Origin of the sequence: Peptoniphilus raoultii (genome assembly GCF_900099555.1) — a bacterium.
Taxonomy (GTDB): Bacteria; Bacillota; Clostridia; order Tissierellales; family Peptoniphilaceae; genus Peptoniphilus_A; species Peptoniphilus_A raoultii.
In genome coordinates this window covers 246943-268744 of record NZ_FMWM01000002.1, presented here as the reverse complement: position 1 = coordinate 268744, position 21802 = coordinate 246943, and the positions used below count along the sequence as shown (strand labels likewise).

Sequence of the window (21802 nt, the reverse complement as noted above, 5' to 3'; positions counted from 1 at the left end):
AGATTAATCTAACCTGGAAAGGAGAAAAATATGTATAACAAATTTTCAAAAGACCCTAATGAATTTATTAGTCACGAAGAAATTCTTGAAAGCTTAAAATATGCAGAAGAAAATAAAAATAACAAGCTGCTTTTAAGACAAATTATTGAAAAGGCAAAAGAAGAAAGAGGTCTTGACCACAGACAAGCTGCCATTCTTCTTTTAACTGATGATAAGGAAACAAATAAAGAAATCTTTTCATTAGCTAAAAAGATTAAGGAAGATCATTATGGCAATAGAATTGTACTTTTTGCACCCCTTTATCTTTCAAATTATTGTGTAAATCAATGCGTATATTGTCCATATCATGCGAAAAATCAAAACATTGTTAGAATTAAACTTACCCAAGAACAAATTAAAAATGAAGTAATTGCCCTTCAAGATATGGGCCATAAAAGGCTTGCCCTTGAACTTGGTGAAGATCCTATAAATAATCCCATTGATTATGTTTTAGAAAGTATAAATACCATATATTCTATAAAACATAAAAATGGTTCAATTAGAAGAGTTAATGTAAATATTGCCGCTACTACAGTTGAAAATTATAGAAAACTTCATGAAGCGGGAATTGGAACTTATATTTTATTTCAAGAAACTTATAATAAAAAATCTTATGAAGAACTACATCCAGTTGGACCAAAACACGATTACGATTATCATACAACGGCCATGGATAGAGCCATGGAAGGAGGAATTGATGATGTTGGAATTGGTGTTTTATTTGGGCTGGAAACCTATAAATATGAGCTTGTAGGTCTTTTAATGCACGCTGAACATTTGGAAGCAAGTTTTGGAGTTGGACCTCATACAATTTCCGTTCCCAGAATCCAGCCAGCAGATGACATTGACCCCAACAGTTTTAAAAATTCTTTGGCAGATGACACTTTTGAAAAAATAATTGCACTTATTCGCCTTTCTGTTCCATATACAGGGATGATTATTTCTACTAGAGAATCAAAAAGAGTTAGGGAAAAGGCCCTTGACCTTGGAGTAAGTCAAATTTCCGGAGGTTCACGAACAACAGTTGGAGGATACTGTGAGGGTGAAGATATAAATTCAGCACAATTTGAACTTGCTGACAATAGAAGTTTAGAAGAAGTCGTGGATTGGCTTATAGAACTTGGATATATTCCGTCTTTTTGCACTGCATGCTACAGAGAAGGAAGAACTGGTGACAGGTTTATGTCCCTTTGTAAGTCAAAACAAATTTTAAATTGTTGCCAGCCAAATGCTTTAATGACCTTAAAAGAATATTTACTTGACTACGGCTCTGATTTTTCTAAAGAACTTGGAGAAAAATTAATTGAAAAAGAATTGGGAAAAATACCAAGAGATTTAGTTAGAGATAGGGCAAAAAAATTAATTAAAGAAATGGCAACAGAAGGAAAGAGAGATTTTAGATTTTAATGGAACTTGCAAGAGCAAATAGACTGCACATTGGAATTTTTGGAAAAGTTAATAGTGGAAAATCTTCTCTAATAAATTTATTGACAAATAGAGAAGTTTCTTTGATTTCTGACAAGGAAGGAACAACAACAGATAGCGTATATAAAAATATAGAATTCGGGGCTTTAGGTCCCGTTGTTTTAATGGATACGCCAGGTCTTGGTGACAAGACTGAACTGGGATTTTTACGGGAAAAGAGATCAAAAAAGGATTTGGAAAGAGCGGATATTGTCTTAATTGTAATTTCAGACCCGGAAATTTCTGAAGAGCTTGAGATTATTAAGAGCTTAAAAAAGACTCCAAAAATTATTGCCATAAATAAATGCGACATCCTTTCACATGAGGATAAGCAAAAGATTTATGACAAACTTAAGGACCTTAAGATAAAAATTATAGAAATTTCTGTAAAAGAAAATACGGGCATTGAAAAATTAAGAAGTGAAATTATAAAATTAAAGCCGGAGGAAGAAATCCAAATTTTTGAAGGATTAGCAAGGGAAAAAGATTTAGTCCTTTTAGTTATGCCCCAAGATATTGCCGCTCCCCAAAAAAGGCTTATCCTTCCCCAAGTGGAATCCATTAGAGAACTTCTTGACAGAAACTGCCTTGTTATGGCAGTAAAACTTGAAGAATATGAAGATATGCTTGAGAATTTAAAAAGACCGCCTAACCTAATTGTGACAGACTCCCAGGTTTTTAAGGAAGTCTTTGAAAAAAAACCAAAAGAATCAAAGCTCACATCATTTTCCGTTTTATTTGCCAAATCCAAGGGCAATATAAAATCCTATATGGAAGGAGTCAGGACCTTTTCAAAAATAAATAAGGATTCAAAAATTTTAATTGCTGAATGTTGCACTCACGCTCCTGCAACAGAAGATATTGGAAGAATAAAAATTCCGAAGATGCTAAAGAAAAAATTTGGAGAAGATTTGCAAGTGGACTTTCAAAGTGGAGCCTTTTTGCCTGATGATATTTCAAAATATGACTTAATTATTCAGTGTGGGGGCTGCATGTTGACAAGAAAAAATATATTGTCAAGAATTGATAGAGCAGATAATCTTCAAGTGCCCATAACAAATTATGGACTAACAATTGCATACTTTAAAGAAATTCTTGATAAAATTGTAATATAGAAAAGGACCTTTTACTAAAAAGTAAGAGGTCCTATTTTTATTCATCTTTTGGCAGGATAGTAAGATCCCTAACTTTCACAACCTTTGCTGGAACGCCAACAGCAGTTGCGCCTGGAGGAATATCAGTTAAAACCAAGGCACCTGCTCCGATTTTTGCATAGTCGCCAATTGTTACTGGGCCTAAAATTGTTGCACCCGTTCCAATAATTACATGATTTCCAACGGTGGGATGCCTTTTGTGGCCTTTTTCATTTCCAGTTCCGCCTAAAGTTATGTTGTGATAAAAGTGGCAATTATTACCAATAACTGCTGTTTCACCAATAACAGTTGCCATACCATGATCTATAAATAAATTTTTGCCAATTGTTGCACCAGGATGGATTTCTATTCCGGTTTTCTTTCGTGCAGCTTGTGAAATCCACCTTGCAAATGTTGTGTGACCCTTTTTGTAAAAATAGTGGGCAATTCTATGTCTTACAATACTTTTGACTATAGGATAGAGAAAAATTGCTTCAAAGAGTGTCCTACAGGCTGGGTCAATTTTTAAAATAAAATTTCCATACTCTTTAAGTCTTTTAAAATACTTAAGCATTAAATACGTCCGCAGAAAGGTATCTTTCGCCAGTGTCAGCTGCAACCGTAACAATATTTCCGCCAAGTTCTTTTTGCATTTCTATAGCTGCAAGGACATTTGCACCTGAAGAGATACCAAGTAAAAGTCCTTCTTCCCTTGCCAAACTTCTTGTCATTTCAATGGCATCATCGGATTTTACTGTAATAACCTTATCAAGAAGATTTATATTTAAAACTTTGGGAATAAAGTTAGCGCCAATTCCTTGAATCTTATGGCTGCCAGCTCGTCCTTCGCTTAAAAGTGGCGATTCATAAGGTTCCATTGCCCAAATTTGTATGTCCTTATTTTGTTTCTTTAAATATGCACCAATGCCTGTAACTGTTCCACCAGTTCCAAAGCCAGCAACAAATCCTTTAATATCTTGAATTCCACTATAGATTTCAGGGCCTGTTGTCTTGAAATGAGCCTTGGCATTGTCAGGATTTGAAAATTGATCAGGCATATAATAACCTCCTTGCGCCACAAGTTCTTGTGCCTTATTAACGCTAGCTTGCATTCCACCCTCTCCAGTTAAAATTATTTCAGCTCCATAGGCCTTAATTAATTTTCTTCTTTCAACAGACATTGAAGAAGGCATAACAAGAGTTACATCATAGCCTAAAGTTTTTCCTATAAGGGCAAGAGCGATACCTGTGTTTCCACTAGTTGGTTCTACAATTTTCATACCCTCCTTTAAATCTCCTCTTTCAATTGCTCCCCTAATCATTTCCATGGCAGCCCTATCCTTAATAGATCCTGCTGGATTTGACTTTTCAATTTTCACATAAATATTCTTGGCAATGTTTTGTAATTCAACTAATTTTGTATTTCCTATTGTTTCTAAAATTTTCATAAATATTCTCCCTATAATTTTTAATTTTTTCTAATAACTACATGCATTTCTTAAAATTTAAAACTTAAATATAATAAAAAAAGGATATATGTAAATCATATACCCTTAAATAACGGATTTATTTACACATTCTAATTAGCCCTATTGTAAAATAGGACAACAGAATGCTTTACTTAAGTTTTGTAGGAAAAATCTTTTCATATAAAACATCTTCTTTCTTAAAAGATAAGTCAATGATAATAAAAAAAGTATAATTTGTCAAGATTTTCTTATAATTAAAATCTTGTTATGACCATATAAATAAAAGTAAATGAAATGCCACATGCCAAAAAATAAAAATTAGAAAGTCTTAAATATTTTTATTTATTTACCATAAAGATTTTAAAATAAGCTATAAAGTATTTGATAAATCGCCTAGCCTGTGTTAAAATCAATATGTTATAAATAAATTGGGGGGACACGATGAAAACTTTATTATCATTAATAATTATAGTTAGCGGTCTTATAGTTACCTTTGTCATTGCTCAAATGGAAACAGAGCAAGCAGGCCTAGGAACTTTACAAGGTGCTAGCGACACAAGTCTTTGGGGTCAACATAAGGGCTCAAGTAAAAAAGACATTCAAAACAGAATCGTAATCGTATCAAGTATAGTTTTTGCACTTGCACTGCTAGTACTTGCGGCTTTTAGCTAAGATTAATTTAAGGAGGATTTATATGAACTTATTATTATTGGCTCCTTGCGCCGGAGTTTTGGCACTTTTATTTGCTGCCTACAAGGCATCATTTGTTTCAAAACAAGATCCCGGCAATGAAAGAATGAAAGAAATTTCTTCTTATATTTCAGAAGGAGCCATGGCTTTTTTAGCAAGAGAATATAAGGCTCTTGTTGTATTTGTAATTGTGCTTGCACTTGTGCTTGCTGTTGGATTAAAATCAATCCCGACTGCAATTTGTTTTGTCTTCGGGGCTTTATTTTCTGTAGCAGCAGGTTTTGTAGGCATGAAAGTTGCCACTAAGGCAAATGTTAGAACTGCCAACGCAGCAAAAACTCACGGACTTGGAAAGGCTCTTGACATTGCATTTTCAGGTGGAGCAGTTATGGGTATGTGCGTTGTTGGACTTGGAATCATAGGCATTACAGTTGCTTATTTTTTTGCTAAGGGTTCTGTAGATATAATTACAGGATTTTCTCTTGGTGCATCATCTATTGCTCTTTTTGCAAGAGTTGGTGGCGGTATTTATACAAAAGCAGCAGACGTTGGGGCTGACCTTGTAGGTAAAGTTGAAGCAGGAATCCCTGAAGACGATCCAAGAAACCCTGCAGTTATTGCAGATAACGTTGGGGATAATGTTGGTGATGTTGCGGGAATGGGAGCCGATCTTTTTGAATCCTATGTTGGAGCTCTTTTATCAGTAATTACTCTTGGCGTTGCTTCTTATGGAGAATCTGGAGTTATATTTGGACTTTTAGTTGCAACTGTTGGAATTGTTGCATCAATTATTGCAGCATTTTTTGTTAGAGGAGATAAAAATCCTCAAAAAGCATTAAATAATGGAGAATATATTTCAGCTTTAGTAACAATTGTTGCTTCAGCTTTATTATCAAATTATATATTTGCATCATTTACACAATTTATACCAGTAATCATTGGTATTGTAGTTGGGCTTGTTATTTCTAAATTTACTGAATACTATACAGCAGACCAATACAAACCAGTTCAAAGAATTGCAGCTGAATCTGTAACAGGTTCTTCTACAAATATTATTGCTGGACTTTCTGTTGGTATGAATTCAACTGTATGGCCAATTGTTGTAATTGCAATTGGAATTATTGCTTCTTATATTGGAGCAGGTGGAAATACATCATCAATTTCCGGCTTATATGGAATTGCCCTAGCAGCAGTTGGTATGCTTTCAACAACTGGTATGACAATTGCCGTTGATGCTTACGGACCAATTGCAGATAATGCAGGAGGTATTGCTGAAATGTGTGACCTTCCTGAAGAAGTTAGAGATATTACTGACTCTCTTGACGCAGTTGGAAATACAACAGCAGCTATTGGTAAGGGATTTGCTATTGGTTCAGCAGCTTTAACAGCCCTAGCACTTTTTGTTTCCTATATAAATGCAACAGGACTTACAGGAATTGATATTTCAAAACCACAAGTAATTGCAGCAACATTTATTGGTGGTATGCTACCCTTTGCCTTCTCAGCATTAACAATGTCAGCAGTAGGTAATGCAGCATCAGCAATGATTGATGAAGTGCGTAGACAATTTAAAGAAATTCCAGGAATTATGGAAAGACAAGCAACTCCTGAATATGCAAAGTGCGTAGATATTTCTACAACAGCAGCTCTTCGTGAAATGATCGTCCCCGGTCTTATTGCAGTTGTTGTTCCAATTATTGTTGGTCTGTTATTTGGAACTGAAGCCCTTGGCGGACTTCAAGCAGGAGCTCTTGTTACAGGCGTTTTAATGGCAATCTTTATGTCAAATGCCGGCGGAGCTTGGGACAATGCTAAAAAATATATTGAAGGCGGAAAGTACGGAGGAAAAGGTTCAGAAGCCCACAAGGCAGCTGTAACTGGAGATACTGTCGGCGATCCATTTAAGGATACTTCAGGACCTTCACTAAATATTTTAATCAAACTTATAACTGTAGTTTCCCTAGTTTTTGCACCATTATTTGTAGCTTTTGGTGGAATCTTAATTTAAGTTTTCAAAAATTATAAATGTATTTTTAATAGAGAGTTTTCAAACTCTCTATTTTTTTGTGAAATTTTGGGAAAGCTTTCCATAATAATTGGATTTTCTCATAATTTTTTCATATAATATAGTTAAGTACGGAGGATTTCATGAAAATTTTAGATATTATCGAAAAGAAAAAAAGAGGAAAAATTTTAAGTGAAGATGAAATAGATTTTTGGATTAAGGGTGTTACGGATGAAAGTATTCCCGACTATCAAACAAGTGCCCTTTTAATGGCAATTTTATTAATGGGCATGAATGAAGAAGAAACTACAAATCTTTGTAAGTCCATGATTAATTCAGGTGATACCATGGATTTTTCGGATATTGATGGCATAATTGCAGACAAACATTCAACGGGCGGAGTTGGAGATAAAACATCTCTTGTTTTGGGACCCTTGGTGTCTTCATGTGGCCTTAAAATTGCAAAAATGTCTGGCAGGGGCCTTGGACACACAGGCGGAACTTTAGATAAATTAGAATCCATTTCTGGCTTTAATATTTTTTTAAGCGAGGAAGATTTTAAAAGGCAAGTTAGAGAAATTGGACTTGCCATTATTGGCCAAACGGGCGAACTTGTGCCAGCAGATAAAAAACTTTATGCCCTAAGAGATGTTACGGCAACTGTCGATTCAATACCATTAATTTCTGCATCTATTATGTCGAAAAAACTTGCCCTTGGCTCTCAAACAATTTTACTTGATGTAAAATATGGGGAAGGGGCCTTTATGCACACAGTTGAAGATGCAAAAAAACTTGCAAGGACAATGATTAGTATTGGAAATAATCTTGGCAGAAATACTGTTGCCATGATTTCTGATATGAATAGTCCGCTGGGAAGGACAATTGGAAATGCCCTTGAACTTACAGAAGCCATTGAAGCCTTAAGGGGAGAAGGCCAAAAGGAATTTACAGAATTTATTATTGATGCAGGAGAAATTATGCTTATGCAAGGCGGAGCTTATAATTCAAAGGAAGAGGCAAGAAAGGCCCTAAGAGAAAATATTAAAAACGGAGCGGCCTTTGAAAAACTTTTAGAAATGGTCAAGGCTCAAGGCGGTGATGTGGAAGAGATAAAAGATCCATCAAAACTTCCTAAGGCAAAATATGTAAGCGAGATAAAGGCAAAGGAAGGTGGCTATATTTCAAAAATTCATTCGCAAAAGCTTGGAAGGCTATCCATGCTTCTTGGAGGCGGAAGAGAAAAAAAGGATGACAAAATAAATTATGCAGTGGGCCTTGTTATGGATGTTATGAAGGGAGATAAGGTGGAAAAAGGAGATCTTCTTTGTACAGTTCACCACGATAAGGAACTTAGTGATGAATGGCTTGAAAGCCTTTATAAGTCTTTTGAATTTTCGAAAGATTATGTTGAAAAGGAAAATATAATTGAAGAAGTCTTAAAATAAAGGAGAGATTTATGAAAAAATTTTTATTATTGCTAGCCTGCCTTTTTATGGTTTTTGGCCTAGTGTATGGAGAAGAGGACATTCAGGTTACCTTGGAGCAGCCTGCAATTTCAAGGGCCAAAAGCGGTGAGAGCCTAAAGTATAACCTTGTAGTTAAACTCCCAGATGACTATAAAAACAAATATGAATCTTTCTCTGTAACAGTTCTAATGGACGGAAATTTAAGCCTAGATGGGACAGGGCTAGAAGGGGCTGAAATTACAGCTGGGAAAATTGAAGTAAAATCAACAGAAGTTTCTAACACTTCACAAAATATAGTAACCTTAAATGTAAGTGATCTTGATCTTGTAAAGAATAAGATCTTAAATTTAGAAATAAAGACTAAAGTCAAGGAAGAAATTAAATCTTCACAAAATTTAAAAAATTCTTTTGTCCTATCCTATGTGGACAAGAAAGGAAAAACATCATCAGCTCAAAAGGATTTAGAATCTTCAACGAAGGCTCAAAATGGCAGCTTAAACATAGATGATGTCTATGCAAATTCCAAAAAGATTACAGGCAAAACAGAGGCAGATTCAACAATAATTTTATATATGGATTCTAAAGAAATTTCCAAAGGAAAAGCTGACATCAAGGGAAATTTTAGCCTTAATATAGATCCTATAAAGGCTGGAGAAAGCATTAGAATTTATTCCTTTTTTGGCAAGGAAAGCCTGTATTTAGACTATATAGTCAAGGATGCCGAAGATTCAATAAAAACTAAGGAAATAAAAAAAGATGATGGTGACGAAATTGTAAATGCCATTGGAAAGCTAGGAAAATTAAATGATTTTTCAAATTTTGCCAAAAATCTTCCTGATGTAAATGCCAGCAAGGAAGAAAGTGCGAGGCTTAAGGCAGCAATTGCAAATGCAGAATATATTGTAGTAAAAAAATCTGTTAAAGATGAGGAAATTGATAAGACCTTAAAGGAAATTCAAGAATCTGTAAAACTTGTAAGAAAACCTTATATGGTTGGTTCAGGAGGAAATTTTAAACCCAACAAGGCTATGAAAAGATCTGAAGTTGCACAGGTCTTATCAAAAATAATCTTGGGGAATAAGGAATATAAAGATTTTTCATCCTTTAAAGATGTGGAAGAGGAAAAATGGTATGCGCAAGCCGTTGCATGCGTTGAAAGTAAAGGTCTTATATCAGGATATGAAAATGGAACTTTTAAGCCTGAAAAGGAAATAACAAGAGCAGAATTTGCCATGGTTATTTATAATTATTTAAATCCCGATGACAAGAATAAAAATATTAACTTTAAAGATGTGCCTGATGATTTTTGGGCAGCAAAGGCAATAAATATCTTGGCAGCAAATGAAATAATGGTTGGTAGAAATAAAAATGAATTTAACCCAAATGCAAAACTAAAAAGATGCGAGGCGGCCGTTATTATAAATAAAATCCTAGACAGAAAAGTTGATGAAGAATTTTTAAATAAATATTCTAAAAATCCATATAAAGATATAGATAAAAATCATTGGGCATACTACCAAGTATTGGAAGTTGGCGGAATATAAAAATAAGGCTCGTGGGAGCCTTATTTTTAATGGGAATTAATGGTTATTTTTAAGATATTTATAAGATTTAGATTTTTTATACTTTTATAATCATAGCAGTTTAATTATGTTTATAAAAAAGTCCTAAAAAGGGAATATGGTGGAGGCGGTGGGTGTCGAACCCACGTCCAAAGATTCGTCTGCAAAAAGTTTCTCCGAGTGCAGACTATTTTTTAATTTTCACGATTATTAACTAAATAGTCAAAAAAATAACCGCTAGCATCATAAATTCCGTCCCAGATTATGGTGCCTAGTCTGGTGCGGTTCCCCGCTTAATTTGATACCCTTCTCAAGCTGCGGGAGACTCAAGTCGGATAGTAGCCTTTACTTAGGCTGCAAATGCGAAATTATTTTCGTCGTTTATTTTTTTGGACCTGTTTAACGCTATATGATCCAATAGCGGCTCGCTACTTAAAGCTCAAAATCCCTGTCGAAGCCAATTTCGCCCCCATGTGAAATTTAATTATAACTAAAAATGCGTTTTATGTCAATTATAGGCCTAAAGGGAAAGATTTTTAATATTTGCTGGCAGATTTTTATAAATAAAATATCCTACAAGAGCCCCAAGGCTATTTAATATTAAATCGTCAATATCGACACTTCTGCCAATAAAAAATTGGATTGATTCTATAAAAAGTGAAAGTAAAATGGCATGGATTAAGAGCTTAGTTATTCTTTTATAATTTTTGTATAAAATGGGGAGAAGAATTCCAAGTGGCACAAAAATTAAGATGTTACCAAAAATATTTGTTAGGCTATGAAAAAAGCCTGAGTATTTAATATATGATTTAATTGTCCTAAAGGGAACTAAATTCACGCCCCAATTTCCAGCATCAATTCTGTCTTTAAAGTTGCCCACAAAATCAAAGTGTTCGTTTGTAAGGTCTATGCCATAATTTGCTATATAGGAATTGGGTGTAAAAAGTAGGACGGCTAAAACTGCAAGGTAACCTGCAAAAATACAGAGAAAAAATTCTCTTGCACCCTTTGATTTAATCCTATTTTTTTTGAAAAAATGTTTCCTTAATTGGGAAAAACTTACAAAGCTTAGGATAAAAACAATTAGGGCTCTAATAAAGAAAAAGTAAAATAATTTCATATATTTTTGAGGTCTAAAAGATTTTTAATGCTGTGAGGATTTTCCCTTTTAATATCCTCCCAAGTGTCTTTTGAATTTTCATCATAAATTCCAATAGTTACAAGGCCTGCTTCTTTTGCCGACCTAAGGGCTATAAAAGAGTCATCAACTAAATATGAAGATTTTTCCAAAATCCCATACTTTTTGCAAAGTATGTGAAAAAACTCAGCTTTATTTTTTGTTGTCCCAATATTTTCAACTGTGTTAATATCCTCAACATATTTTTTAAGGCCAAATTTTTCAAGAGGAATACGGGCATATTCTTCATTTGTTGAAGTTCCAAGGACAATTTTAAGCCCCCTTTCCTTAAAATATTTTAAAATTTCAAGGGCCCCATCCTTTAGCTTAACTTTATTTGAATAGAAATCTATAATTCTATTGTCAAATTCGCTATAAAGCTGATCAAAGGATTCACGTAATTTATAGTAGTCCTTTAAAAAACCAATAGATAATTTTAAATTGTATGTATTTAAAAAATGCAAAACTTCTGTAGAAATTTTTAAATTTCTTGCTCCTAAAAAATCTATAGTCAAATTTCGCCAATAACTCATTGAATCTACAAGAGTTCCGTCTAAATCAAATATTATTAAGTCCATAATCCCTCCGTGTTCTTGATTATATAAAAAATTAAAGGGCCTGTCAATTCTGGGCATCTTGTCTAATTTTATAAAGTCTTTATCCTAAAAAAATTCGCAAATTTAAGGAGAATATTGTAAAATATTAAAGTAAAGATGAAACTAATTGTCAAAGGAGAAATTATGAGTCCAAATAGAGAAGATTATATAAAAAATATTTTTAAGGGGATTGAAGCTTGCGGCTATTCGTTGAATAAGGATTTGTCCCTCTATCTTGAAGTTTCAAAGCCCTCTGTTACGGAAATGATTGGAAAATTAAAAGATGACAATTTAGTTTATACAGAGAATTCTAAAATTTATTTAAGTGATGAGGGTTTAAAAATTGCAAAAAAATTAATTTCTAAGCATAGACTTTGGGAAAAATTTTTGCAAGAAGTTTTGGATTACAAGGCAACAGATGTCCATGAACAAGCAGAAAAACTTGAACATGCTACAGATGATGGACTTTTGGAAGCCTTAAATAAATACCTATCTTATCCAAAAAAGTGTCCTCATGGCAGGACAATTTATATTAATACAGAAAAACTTTAAAATGCCCTAAGGCATTTTTTATTTGAAAGTTTTAAGGAGGACTTATGGGAAAAACTATTTTAATTACAGGCTCATCAAGGGGAATTGGCAGGGCAACTGCTTTATCCTTTTATGAAAAGGGCTTAAATATTGTTATAAATTATATAGAAAGAAAAGATAAGGCCGATGAGGTTGTGGAAATTTTAAAGTCAAGAGGCATAAATTCTATGGCAATTAAATGTGACGTTTCAAAATATGAAGAAGTTCTTGAAATGTTTAAAATAATAGAAAAAAATTATGGAGGAGTTGACTATCTTGTAAACAATGCAGGAATAGCTTTTCCAAAACAGTGCCAAGATGTGACTCTCGATGAGTGGGGAAAAATTTTTGGCGTAAATATTAATGGATGCTTTCACACAGTAAAACTTGCTGCTCCCCACATGATTTCTCAAAAATGGGGTTCAATTGTAAATGTATCATCAATTTGGGGACAAACTGGCGGTTCAATGGAAACTCACTATGGGGCAACAAAGGGAGCAATTATTTCTTATTCTAAGGGTCTTGCTAGAGAACTTGGTCCATCAAATATTAGGGTAAATGTTGTGGCACCTGGCTGCATAAAGACAGATATGATTTCAGTTTTGCCAGAGGAAGTTTTAGATTCCTTTGCTGAGGAAGTTTCTCTAATGAGAATTGGAAAGCCCGAGGAAGTGGCGGAAGTAATTCACTTTTTATTATCAGATAAGGCTTCTTATATGACTGGCCAAGTTTTGGGAGTAAATGGAGGCTTTTATGACTAAAAAATAAACCGGATTGTTCCGGTTTTTTTTAATGTATAAAATTCAAGAGATCTCTGGCATTTAAAAAGTCAAAGACATAACTTTTAAATAAATATTCACTTATAAAGGCAATTGTTATTCCAATAAAAATTCCTACAATAACATCTGAAGGATAGTGGACAAAATGATAAATTCTTGAAAAGGCAATTAAAAATGCAAGAACTAAAAATATTATGCTCAAATTTCTTATATAAAAAAAGATTGTTGTTGCAGCAGCAAATGATGATGCAGCGTGACCTGATGGAAAGGAAAAATCGTGGGGATTTTTTATTAAGAGGTCAACTTTTTTTATCCATGAGGGTCTTTTCCTTCTCAGGAGGGGTTTTAAAATAAAGTTACATAAAATTCCATTTAAAAAAAGGGAGAGGATAATATTGTAAGCTAGAGCCTTATAAGAAACAAAATAAAAAATTATTGCACTTAAGATCCATAAAAATCCTCCCGTACCCAAATGGGTGATAAAGACCATAAATTTATTTAATTTTTTTGTCCTCAGATTAAGCATCCATCTTAAAAATTTTTTATCCATAAACTCCCTTTATTATTACATTTGATTTGCATTGTCAACCCAGTCTTTTGCTTCTTCAACGGCTTCCTCAGTTGGAATTTCTACGCCTGACTTTTCGTCTTTCTTTTCAACTTTAGAATATACATCTCCAGCAGGACGATTTTCATGATCAATCTCCTTTTCTTGGTCAAGCCTTGCCTTCATTTGTTTTTTCTTGCTTTCAGATATTGTTTTTGAATTATCAAGAAGTTTTTCTACTTCTTCCTTTTTATTATCTTTCATATTCATTGCTCCTTTAATTTATATTAACTTAAATACCCATTTTATTGTATAATAAAACGAAGACAGTTTTGAAGTACAGTTTGGGAAGGAAGAAAAAAATGAAAAAATTTATTAAGCTATTTTCTTTTTTTAAGGAATATTCAAAGGACGCCTTAATAAGTCCTGTACTTGTAACATTTGAAGTTATTTTAAATACGCTAATACCATATCTTATGTCCCTTTTAATTGACAGGGGAATTTTAGGTTATTCCCAAGATATGGTAATTAAGCTCTCGCTTATCTTATTTTTAGCAACCCTCCTTTCATTTATATGCGGCCTTTTATCCACATATTTTGCAACAAGAGCATCATCAGGTCTTGCTAAAAATTTAAGATATAGGATGTTTGAAAAAATTGGAGAATTTACTTTTAAAAACATAGATTCTTTTAAAAAAGGATCTCTTGTCACAAGGATGTCAACAGATGTACAGTTTGTTCAAATGGCATCTCAAGTTGCCGTAAGGCTAGCGATTCGTGCTCCTCTTATGCTTTTGTTTTCATTTTTTATGGCCTTCAAATTAAATGATCATGTGGCCATTTATTTTTTAATTATAATTCCCATAATTACAATAGGAATGTTTTTTATAACGACAGGTGCCCATCCTGTTTTTAAAAAAGTTTTTAAGACAACGGACAAATTAAACACTATGGTTTCTGAAAATTTATCAGGTATTCGTGTTGTCAAATCCTATGTCAAGGAAGGTAGGGAAAAGGAAAAATTTAATGAAATTTCCACAGATCTTTTTCACAATTATAGGAAGGCATCAAGACTTCTTGCCTTGGCATCTCCTCTTATGCAGTTTTCAACATATTTAATGAGTCTTTTAATTGCAAGAGTTGGAGCAGGACTTATTGTTAAAAATTTAATGACAACAGGAGCCTTAACATCACTTATTACCTATGCAATTCAAATTCAAATTTCTCTAATGACCCTATCCATGGTTTTAGTTCAGATAACAATTGTTAGAAATGCAGTGGATAGAATTTTTGAAATTTTAGAAACAAAACCCGACATTTTAAGTCCTGAAAATCCAATAAGACAAGTAAAAAACGGTTCAGTAGAATTTAAAGATGTGCATTTTTCCTATGCAGGTGACGAAAATAAATGCGTCTTAAAGGATATTAATTTTAAAATCTCATCAGGAGATTATGTTGGCATTATTGGCCCAACAGGCTCTGGAAAGTCTACTCTTGTTAATTTAATTGCAAGATTTTATGATACGGACAAGGGAGAAGTTATTGTTTCAGGAGAAAATGTTAAAAATTATGAACTTAAAATTTTAAGGGACAAGGTTTCTGTTGTCCTTCAAAAAAATCAGCTTTTTTCTGGAAGCCTTAGGGAAAATTTAAAATGGGCAGGAGAAGATTTGTCTGATGAAAAATTAATTGATGCCTTAAAAAGAGCAAAGGCCTATGATTTTGTTATGGAAAAGGGTGGCCTTGATGGTGAAGTTGAAAGAGAGGGAACAAATTTTTCTGGAGGTCAAAAGCAGAGAATTTCTATTGCAAGATCTCTTTTAAAAGATCCCAAAATTTTAATATTAGATGATTCAACATCAGCTCTTGATAATTCAACGGAAAAGGCAATAATAGATTCCCTAAGAACTGTAAATAAGGATATGACAAAAATAATAATTTCCCAAAGAGTTAATTCTCTTAAGGACTGCGACTATATTATAGTTTTAAATGATGGAGAAATTGAATCCGTAGGCAGCCACGAAGATCTAATTAAAAGGTCAAAGATTTATGGGGAAATTTTTGTGTCCCAAGAAGGGGAGGGTGATTTTGATGAAAAAGAATAATGAGGCAGATAAGGATATTATCCTAAGGATTTTAAGACTTGTCTTTAAGGGCAACACTCTAAAATTAATATTTGTCTTTTGCCTTGTCATCTATTCAACTTTAACAAATGTATTTTTATCCCTTTTCATTAGAAATTTAATAGATAATAATATTCTGCCTTTATTAAAAAATGGAAGCACAGATTTTGCCCCCTTAAATGCCTTAATTTTTAAAATGGCAATAGTCTTTGCTCTTGGAGTGTTATCAACCTTAATTTATACTAGGCTTATGGTGGATATCTCTGAAGAATCAATAAATAAATTAAGGATAAGAATGTTTGATAGGATGGAGGATCTGCCTGTTTCATATTTTGACAGGAAGAGCCATGGCGATGTTATGTCCTATTACACAAATGACGTTCAAAATCTTGGCCAGGCAATTGCAAATTCAATTCCCGCAGCCCTATCATCTATAATGACAATTGGTTCATGTATAGTTGCCATGATTATCCAGTCTTTTTTGCTAAGCCTTATAATTTTTCTAACCATGGGCCTAATGACTCTTGTAATTAAAAAAATTGGCAAAATTTCTTCAGGCTACTTTTTAAATCAACAAAAATCCCTAGGGATTACAAATGGTTTTGTGGAAGAAATGGTAAACGGAATGAAGGTTGTTAAAATTTTCAGCCATGAAGAAAAATCTCTTGAGGATTTTTCAAAAATTAATGACGAACTTGCAAAAAATACAATGATGGCAAATAGACTTTCCCTTTCCTTAATGCCAATAATTTTTGGCATAGGAAATTTTCAGTATATTTTATTTGCCTTTTTTGGTGCTCTTCTTGCCATAAATAATATTGGAGGCATAAGCGTTGGCCTTGTGGCTTCCTTTCTACAGCTTTCAAGATCAGTAACAGGTCCTATGTCGCAAGTTGCAACTCAAGTTAACCAAGTTGTCCTTGCTATGGCAGGAGCCGAAAGAATTTTTGAATTTTTAAAAGAGGATCCAGAAAAGGATAAGGGCACAGTTGACCTTGTAAGAATAATAAAAGAAGAGGGCAAGTTTATAGAAAGTCAAAATAACCAAGGGATTTTAGCGTGGAAGGATGTAGAAGCTGAAAATATTTATATTCCTCTAAGGGGAGATATTGAATTTAAAAATGTCAACTTTTCCTATGACGGTAAAAATTTAGTCCTAAAAAATATAAATCTTTTTGCAAGACCAGGCCAAAAAATTGCCTTTGTTGGGGCAACGGGTGCTGGTAAGACAACAATTACAAATTTAATAAATAGATTTTATGAAATAGATTCAGGACTTATATCCTATGATGGAATTGATATTAGAAGGATAAAAAAATCAGCCCTTAGAAAAACTCTTGGCATGATTTTGCAGGATACTCATTTATTTACGGGAACGGTTTATGATAATATAAAATTTGGGAACCCAGAAGCAAGTGAAGAAATTGTAAAAGGAGCTGCCCAAAGAGTTATGGCCAATAAATTTATAGAAAATCTTGAAAATTCTTACCAAACAGAAATTTCAGGAACGGAACTCGAACTTTCACAAGGTCAAGCCCAACTTCTATCCATAGCAAGAGCGGAAGTTTATAATCCGCCCGTTATGATTTTAGATGAGGCAACTTCATCAATTGATACGAGAACAGAAAAAATTGTCCAAAGGGGCATGGATAAACTTATGAAAGGAAGGACAACTTTTGTCATTGCCCATAGGATTTCAACAATTATGGATTCAGATGTCATTCTTGTTTTAGATAGAGGGGAAATTGTTGAAAGAGGGGATCATAATGAACTTTTGGAAAAAAAAGGGATTTATGCAAGCCTTTATTTGGGAGACTTTGAAGAAGAGGCATAAAAAAATTAAAATTTAGCTTTCAAAAAAATAAAAATAATTGAAAAGCCAGCTAACAAAAAATTGTCAGATGACAAAAAAATGCAAGGCGACAAAAAGATCTTAACTGACAAAAAAATTATCAGCTAAGAAAAAAATAAAAAGTTAAAATTAAAAAGTCGAAATTCAAGAGGGATCTTCCACAAGGGACAGTCCCTCTTTATTTATTATTCTAAAGATTTAGAAACCTTATCAACTAAATCAATTACTCTTGAAGTATAGCCCCATTCATTGTCATACCAAGAAATAAGTTTTACCATATTTCCCTTAACAAGAGTTAGGGATGAATCAAAAATTGAAGAGTGACTGTCACCAATAATGTCAGAAGAAACAATTTCTTCATCAGTATAGGCTAAAATTCCCTTTAATTCATATTCACTTGCCTTTTTCATAACTGCATTAATTTCTTCAAGGCTTGCTTCTTTTTCAAGTTCAAAAGTTACATCAACAAGAGAGCCAGTAGGAACTGGAACTCTAATCGCAAAACCTGTTAAAATGCCATTAACTTCAGGAATAACTTTGCCAACTGCCTTTGCAGCACCAGTTGTTGTAGGGATAATATTTTCTGCAGCCATTCTTGCACGGCGCATATCCTTATGAGGAGCATCATGCACTTTTTGATCATTTGTGTAGGCATGAACTGTTGTCATAAGACCCTTAACAATTCCAAAATTTTCAAGCATAACCTTTGTTACAGGAGCAAGGCAATTTGTTGTGCACGATGCATTTGAAATAATATTATGCTTTTTTGCATCATATAAATTATCATTAACTCCCATTACAATTGTAATATCTTCGCCTTTGGCAGGAGATGTAAGAACAAGTTTTTGAGCGCCAGCTTTAATATGACCTTCGGCATCTTCTCTATCCTTAAAAGCTCCCGATGAATCTATAACAATATCAATACCATATTTTTTCCAGTCCATGTCTTTAGGAGATTTTGCTTCTATAAAAGTTATTTTGTGGCCATCTAAAATCATACCGTCGTTAGTTAATTCTAAATCTCCGGGATATCTCCTATAAATTGTATCGTATTTAAAAAGATGGATTCTATCTTTCATTGTCTTTTCTAAATTTCTTACAGCAACATGGGTAATTTCAAAATCTTTTTCTTTTCTAAGAGCCCAAATTCTTAGGGCATCTCTTCCAATTCTTCCGAAACCCATTATAGCAACTTTTTTCATTATGATCCTCCTTAAATTTATCAAATAAATAATTTTCCATAAATAATTATATCATAGTGAAAATTTTTTTCATCTTGTCAGTAATTTTTTTCAATTAATTTAAAAATTTAAAATTATTTGTCCTCATCTATAAATTATTTGATATTTTCTTGAATATTTAAGGTTTATTTAGTTATAATGTAATAAGAAAATATTAAGAGGTGGATTATGGAAGTTTCAATTATCTTGGCTGCAGGTGAAGGAACTAGAATGAAATCTAACAGGGCAAAGGTCCTCCATGAAATTTTAGGTAGACCTATGCTTTTTTACGTTCTAAATGCCTGCAAGAAGTCAGAAATTGATAAAAATATAGTGATTATTGGCCATCACAAAGAGCAAATTAAAGAGGCCTTTAAGGATGAAGATGCACTTTTTGTGGAGCAGCCTGTGGGCAATGGTGCCCCATATGGAACGGGTTTTGCAGTTTCATGTGCCCTTGGAGAAATTAATGACGATGATGACGTTATAATTTTAAATGGAGACGCTCCCCTAATTTCATCTAAAACTATTAATAAATTTTTATCCTATCACAAGCATAACGAAAATGATTTAACTGTAATGACAGCTGACTTAAATGATCCTACAAATTATGGGAGAATCATTAGGGATAGCGATGCAAATATAGTAAAAATTGTGGAACAAAAGGATGCCAGTGAAAAGGAAAAATTAGTTAGGGAAATCAATTCTGGAATTTATGCCTTCAAGGGAGTCAATTTAAAATATGCCATTTCAAAATTAAAAATGGATAATGCCTCTCATGAACTCTATTTGACAGATGCCCTAAAAATTTTAGTTGAAGAAGGCAAAAAAGTTGGCACTTATAAATTAAAGGATAAAAAAGAAATACTTGGCGTAAATTCAAGGGCGGAACTTTCAAAACTTGAATGTATTTTAAGGGAATGTGTAAATTATAAATATATGATTGAAGGGGTAAGTTTAATTGACCCCAAAAATACCTACATTGAATATGGAGCAAAAATTGAAAGAGATGTTATAATTTATCCAGGATCATATATTGACAAGGATACTTTTATTGAAAGCGGATCAGAAATTATTTCATCAAGAATTTTAAAGTCCCATATTGGAAAAGATGTTAAAATTACCTCATCTCAAATCGAAGAGTCTGAAGTTGGTGAAGGTACAAGTATTGGTCCTAATGCCCACCTAAGACCAAATTCAAAAATTGGCAAAAAGTGCAAGGTTGGAAATTTTGTGGAAGTTAAAAATTCAAATATTGGCGACGGAACAAAAATGTCACATCTTGCCTATATTGGTGATGCAGATGTTGGAAAAAATGTAAATATTGGATGCGGCGTAATTTTTGTAAATTATGATGGCAAGAAAAAATATAGGTCAAGGGTTTTAGACCATGCTTTTATTGGTTCTAATTCAAATATTGTTGCTCCTTGTCTTGTGGAAGAATATGGCTATATAGCAGCAGGCTCTACAATAACAAAAGATGTTTTGAAGGGCCAGCTTTCTATAGAAAGAAATCGTCAAAGAAATATTGACGGTTGGGTAAATAAAAAGGGATTCGATAAATAGGAGGATAAAATGAATCAAACTTACAATGATATTGTAATATTTACAGGAAATTCAAATACTCCCTTAGTGGACAGTATTTGTAAAAATTTAGGAATTGAAAAAGGAAAATGCAGAGTTTCCACTTTTTCAGATGGAGAAATTTCAATTGACATTGATATTTCTGTAAGAGGAAGTGATGTTTATATTATTCAGTCAACTTCTTCACCTGTAAACAATAATCTTATGGAGCTTTTAATTTTAATGGATGCCATTAGGCGTGCTTCTGCCGGCAGAATAAACGTAGTAATTCCCTATTACGGATATGCAAGACAAGACAGAAAAACAAAGGCAAGAGAACCAATTACATCAAAGCTTGTGGCAAATTTAATTTCAGAAACAGGTGCTGATAGAGTTGTTGCCATGGATCTTCATGCTGGCCAAATTCAAGGATATTTTGACATTCCAGTTGACCATTTAACAGCAATTCCATATCTTTCAAGATATTTTAAACCAATAACTGAAGGGGAAGATTTTGTTGTTGTTTCTCCTGACCTTGGAGGAGTTACAAGAGCAAGAGCTTTTGCCAATGAATTAAATTTACCAATAGCTATAATTGAAAAAAGACGTCCAAAACCAAATGTTAGTGAAGTTATGAACATTATTGGAGATATTAAGGGCAAAAATGCAATTTTAGTAGACGATATTATTGATACTGCTGGCACAATTTGTAAAGCTTGCGATTCTCTAAAGGAAAAGGGAGCAAAAAAAGTTTATGGATGTGCAACTCATGGCGTTTTGTCAGGCCCTGCTATTGAAAGAATTGGAAAATCAAATCTTGAAAGATTTGTTATCACAGATACAATTCATCTTCCTGATGAAAAGAAAATTGATAAGATTGAAATTGTTTCAGTTGCACCAATTTTTGCCTCTGCAATAAAGAGAATAAATACAAACTCATCAGTAAGCGAGATGTTTAATAAATAATTGGATAATCTATATATAATATGTGGCTTGGGAAATCCAGGTCCAAAATACGAAGATACAAGACACAATATTGGTTTTATGACCATTGATAAACTGGCAAATGACCTTAATGTAAAATTAAATAAAATTAAGTTTAAGGGGCTTTTAGGCGAGGGAAAAATTTTCGACAAGAGGTTTTTCCTTTTAAAGCCTCAAACTTTTATGAATAATTCTGGAGAAAGCCTTAGACCCCTAAGGGATTTTTATAAGATTAAGGATGAAAATATTTTAATTATTGCAGATGATATTGACATTCTTTTTGGGCAAATAAAAATTAAAAAAAATGGGTCTGCCGGAACTCACAATGGTTTAAAATCTATTGTAAATCATTTGGGGACCAAGGAATTTCCAAGAATAAAAATTGGTGTTGGCAAAAAAATGGAAGGGGAAAATTTGGCAGATTTTGTCCTTTCAAAGTTTACTCCCTCAGAAAGAAAACATATTGATGCGGCAACAGATGCTGGAGCAAAAGCCTGCATAGATTTTTTGGAAAAGGGAATAGAAAAAACTATGAATATTTATAATAATAAAATTTATTGAGG

The 21802-nt window shown here is 33.2% G+C and carries 20 protein-coding genes and 1 other RNA gene; 13 read left to right on the top strand and 8 right to left on the bottom strand.

Translation table 11 applies throughout. The annotated features are described in order from the left end of the window. Positions 1-30 precede the first annotated feature (30 nt). Together hydG and hydF are read left to right on the top strand one after the other, a co-directional pair. Positions 31-1446, top strand: coding sequence for a [FeFe] hydrogenase H-cluster radical SAM maturase HydG (gene hydG, locus BQ4446_RS01185; RefSeq protein WP_071025927.1), 1416 nt, complete (start codon positions 31-33; stop codon positions 1444-1446). Further along, complete coding sequence (gene hydF, locus BQ4446_RS01180; RefSeq protein WP_071025925.1) at positions 1446-2618, top strand: [FeFe] hydrogenase H-cluster maturation GTPase HydF; 1173 nt, start codon at positions 1446-1448, stop codon at positions 2616-2618. The genes hydG and hydF overlap by 1 nt, the downstream gene beginning before the upstream one ends. 37 nt (positions 2619-2655) lie before the next feature. Here the strand turns inward: hydF and epsC are convergent, their stop codons facing one another. Both epsC and cysK read right to left on the bottom strand, forming a co-directional pair. Beyond that, positions 2656-3210 (bottom strand): serine O-acetyltransferase EpsC, encoded by a 555-nt coding sequence (gene epsC, locus BQ4446_RS01175; protein WP_071025923.1) that lies wholly within the window; start codon positions 3208-3210, stop codon positions 2656-2658. Continuing rightward, positions 3203-4084 (bottom strand): cysteine synthase A, encoded by an 882-nt coding sequence (gene cysK / locus BQ4446_RS01170; protein WP_071025921.1) that lies wholly within the window; start codon positions 4082-4084, stop codon positions 3203-3205. Before cysK ends, epsC begins: the two co-directional genes overlap by 8 nt. A gap of 462 nt (positions 4085-4546) precedes the next feature. Between cysK and BQ4446_RS01165 the strand changes: the two genes are divergently transcribed. The 4 genes from BQ4446_RS01165 (at position 4547) to BQ4446_RS01150 (ending at position 9810) form a co-directional block, all read left to right on the top strand. After that, positions 4547-4777 carry a preprotein translocase subunit SecG gene (locus tag BQ4446_RS01165; protein WP_071025919.1) on the top strand — a complete coding sequence of 77 codons (231 nt, stop codon included), beginning with the start codon at positions 4547-4549 and terminating at the stop codon, positions 4775-4777. Positions 4778-4799: 22 nt separating this feature from the next. Further along, positions 4800-6803 (top strand): sodium-translocating pyrophosphatase, encoded by a 2004-nt coding sequence (locus tag BQ4446_RS01160; protein WP_071025917.1) that lies wholly within the window; start codon positions 4800-4802, stop codon positions 6801-6803. A gap of 140 nt (positions 6804-6943) precedes the next feature. Continuing rightward, positions 6944-8245 (top strand): pyrimidine-nucleoside phosphorylase, encoded by a 1302-nt coding sequence (locus BQ4446_RS01155; RefSeq protein ID WP_071025915.1) that lies wholly within the window; start codon positions 6944-6946, stop codon positions 8243-8245. Between the two features lie 11 nt (positions 8246-8256). Continuing rightward, a complete protein-coding gene (locus tag BQ4446_RS01150; protein WP_071025914.1) occupies positions 8257-9810 on the top strand; it encodes an S-layer homology domain-containing protein in 1554 nt (517 codons plus the stop codon). A gap of 137 nt (positions 9811-9947) precedes the next feature. On the opposite strand, the gene ssrA is transcribed toward BQ4446_RS01150, so the two are convergent. The 3 genes from ssrA to BQ4446_RS01135 form a co-directional block, all read right to left on the bottom strand. After that, positions 9948-10299, bottom strand: a transfer-messenger RNA (tmRNA) gene (gene ssrA, locus BQ4446_RS01145). A gap of 49 nt (positions 10300-10348) precedes the next feature. After that, complete coding sequence (locus BQ4446_RS01140; protein ID WP_071025912.1) at positions 10349-10948, bottom strand: VanZ family protein; 600 nt, start codon at positions 10946-10948, stop codon at positions 10349-10351. Continuing rightward, entirely contained in the window at positions 10945-11583 is a 639-nt protein-coding gene (locus BQ4446_RS01135) for an HAD family hydrolase (protein ID WP_071025910.1), read from the bottom strand. The genes BQ4446_RS01140 and BQ4446_RS01135 overlap by 4 nt, the downstream gene beginning before the upstream one ends. Positions 11584-11745: 162 nt before the next feature. Here BQ4446_RS01135 and BQ4446_RS01130 point away from each other — a divergent pair, with 162 nt between their 5' ends. Both BQ4446_RS01130 and ymfI read left to right on the top strand, forming a co-directional pair. Further along, a complete protein-coding gene (locus BQ4446_RS01130) occupies positions 11746-12153 on the top strand; it encodes a metal-dependent transcriptional regulator (RefSeq protein ID WP_071025908.1) in 408 nt (135 codons plus the stop codon). Between the two features lie 44 nt (positions 12154-12197). After that, positions 12198-12932, top strand: coding sequence for an elongation factor P 5-aminopentanone reductase (gene ymfI / locus BQ4446_RS01125; protein ID WP_071025906.1), 735 nt, complete (start codon positions 12198-12200; stop codon positions 12930-12932). A 28-nt stretch (positions 12933-12960) separates the two neighbouring features. Here the strand turns inward: ymfI and BQ4446_RS01120 are convergent, their stop codons facing one another. Both BQ4446_RS01120 and BQ4446_RS01115 read right to left on the bottom strand, forming a co-directional pair. Continuing rightward, positions 12961-13500 carry a phosphatase PAP2 family protein gene (locus tag BQ4446_RS01120; RefSeq protein ID WP_071025904.1) on the bottom strand — a complete coding sequence of 180 codons (540 nt, stop codon included), beginning with the start codon at positions 13498-13500 and terminating at the stop codon, positions 12961-12963. Between the two features lie 15 nt (positions 13501-13515). Beyond that, positions 13516-13761 carry a CDIF630_02480 family spore surface protein gene (locus BQ4446_RS01115; protein ID WP_071025903.1) on the bottom strand — a complete coding sequence of 82 codons (246 nt, stop codon included), beginning with the start codon at positions 13759-13761 and terminating at the stop codon, positions 13516-13518. 98 nt (positions 13762-13859) lie between these two features. Between BQ4446_RS01115 and BQ4446_RS01110 the strand changes: the two genes are divergently transcribed. Together BQ4446_RS01110 and BQ4446_RS01105 are read left to right on the top strand one after the other, a co-directional pair. Next, complete coding sequence (locus BQ4446_RS01110; protein ID WP_071025901.1) at positions 13860-15602, top strand: ABC transporter ATP-binding protein; 1743 nt, start codon at positions 13860-13862, stop codon at positions 15600-15602. Further along, a complete protein-coding gene (locus BQ4446_RS01105) occupies positions 15589-17454 on the top strand; it encodes an ABC transporter ATP-binding protein (protein ID WP_071025899.1) in 1866 nt (621 codons plus the stop codon). Before BQ4446_RS01110 ends, BQ4446_RS01105 begins: the two co-directional genes overlap by 14 nt. Before the next feature lie 203 nt (positions 17455-17657). Here the strand turns inward: BQ4446_RS01105 and gap are convergent, their stop codons facing one another. Continuing rightward, positions 17658-18674 carry a type I glyceraldehyde-3-phosphate dehydrogenase gene (gene gap / locus BQ4446_RS01100; RefSeq protein WP_071025897.1) on the bottom strand — a complete coding sequence of 339 codons (1017 nt, stop codon included), beginning with the start codon at positions 18672-18674 and terminating at the stop codon, positions 17658-17660. A gap of 207 nt (positions 18675-18881) precedes the next feature. On the opposite strand from gap, the gene glmU reads away from it, so the two are divergent. Genes glmU through pth form a run of 3 tightly spaced genes read left to right on the top strand, consistent with a single transcriptional unit; the run spans position 18882 to position 21800 of the window. Then, complete coding sequence (glmU, locus tag BQ4446_RS01095) at positions 18882-20258, top strand: bifunctional UDP-N-acetylglucosamine diphosphorylase/glucosamine-1-phosphate N-acetyltransferase GlmU (protein WP_071025895.1); 1377 nt, start codon at positions 18882-18884, stop codon at positions 20256-20258. A 9-nt stretch (positions 20259-20267) separates the two neighbouring features. After that, complete coding sequence (locus tag BQ4446_RS01090) at positions 20268-21221, top strand: ribose-phosphate diphosphokinase (RefSeq protein ID WP_071025893.1); 954 nt, start codon at positions 20268-20270, stop codon at positions 21219-21221. Then, positions 21222-21800, top strand: a complete 579-nt coding sequence (pth, locus tag BQ4446_RS01085) for an aminoacyl-tRNA hydrolase (protein WP_071025892.1) — start codon at positions 21222-21224, stop codon at positions 21798-21800. Positions 21801-21802 lie beyond the last annotated feature (2 nt).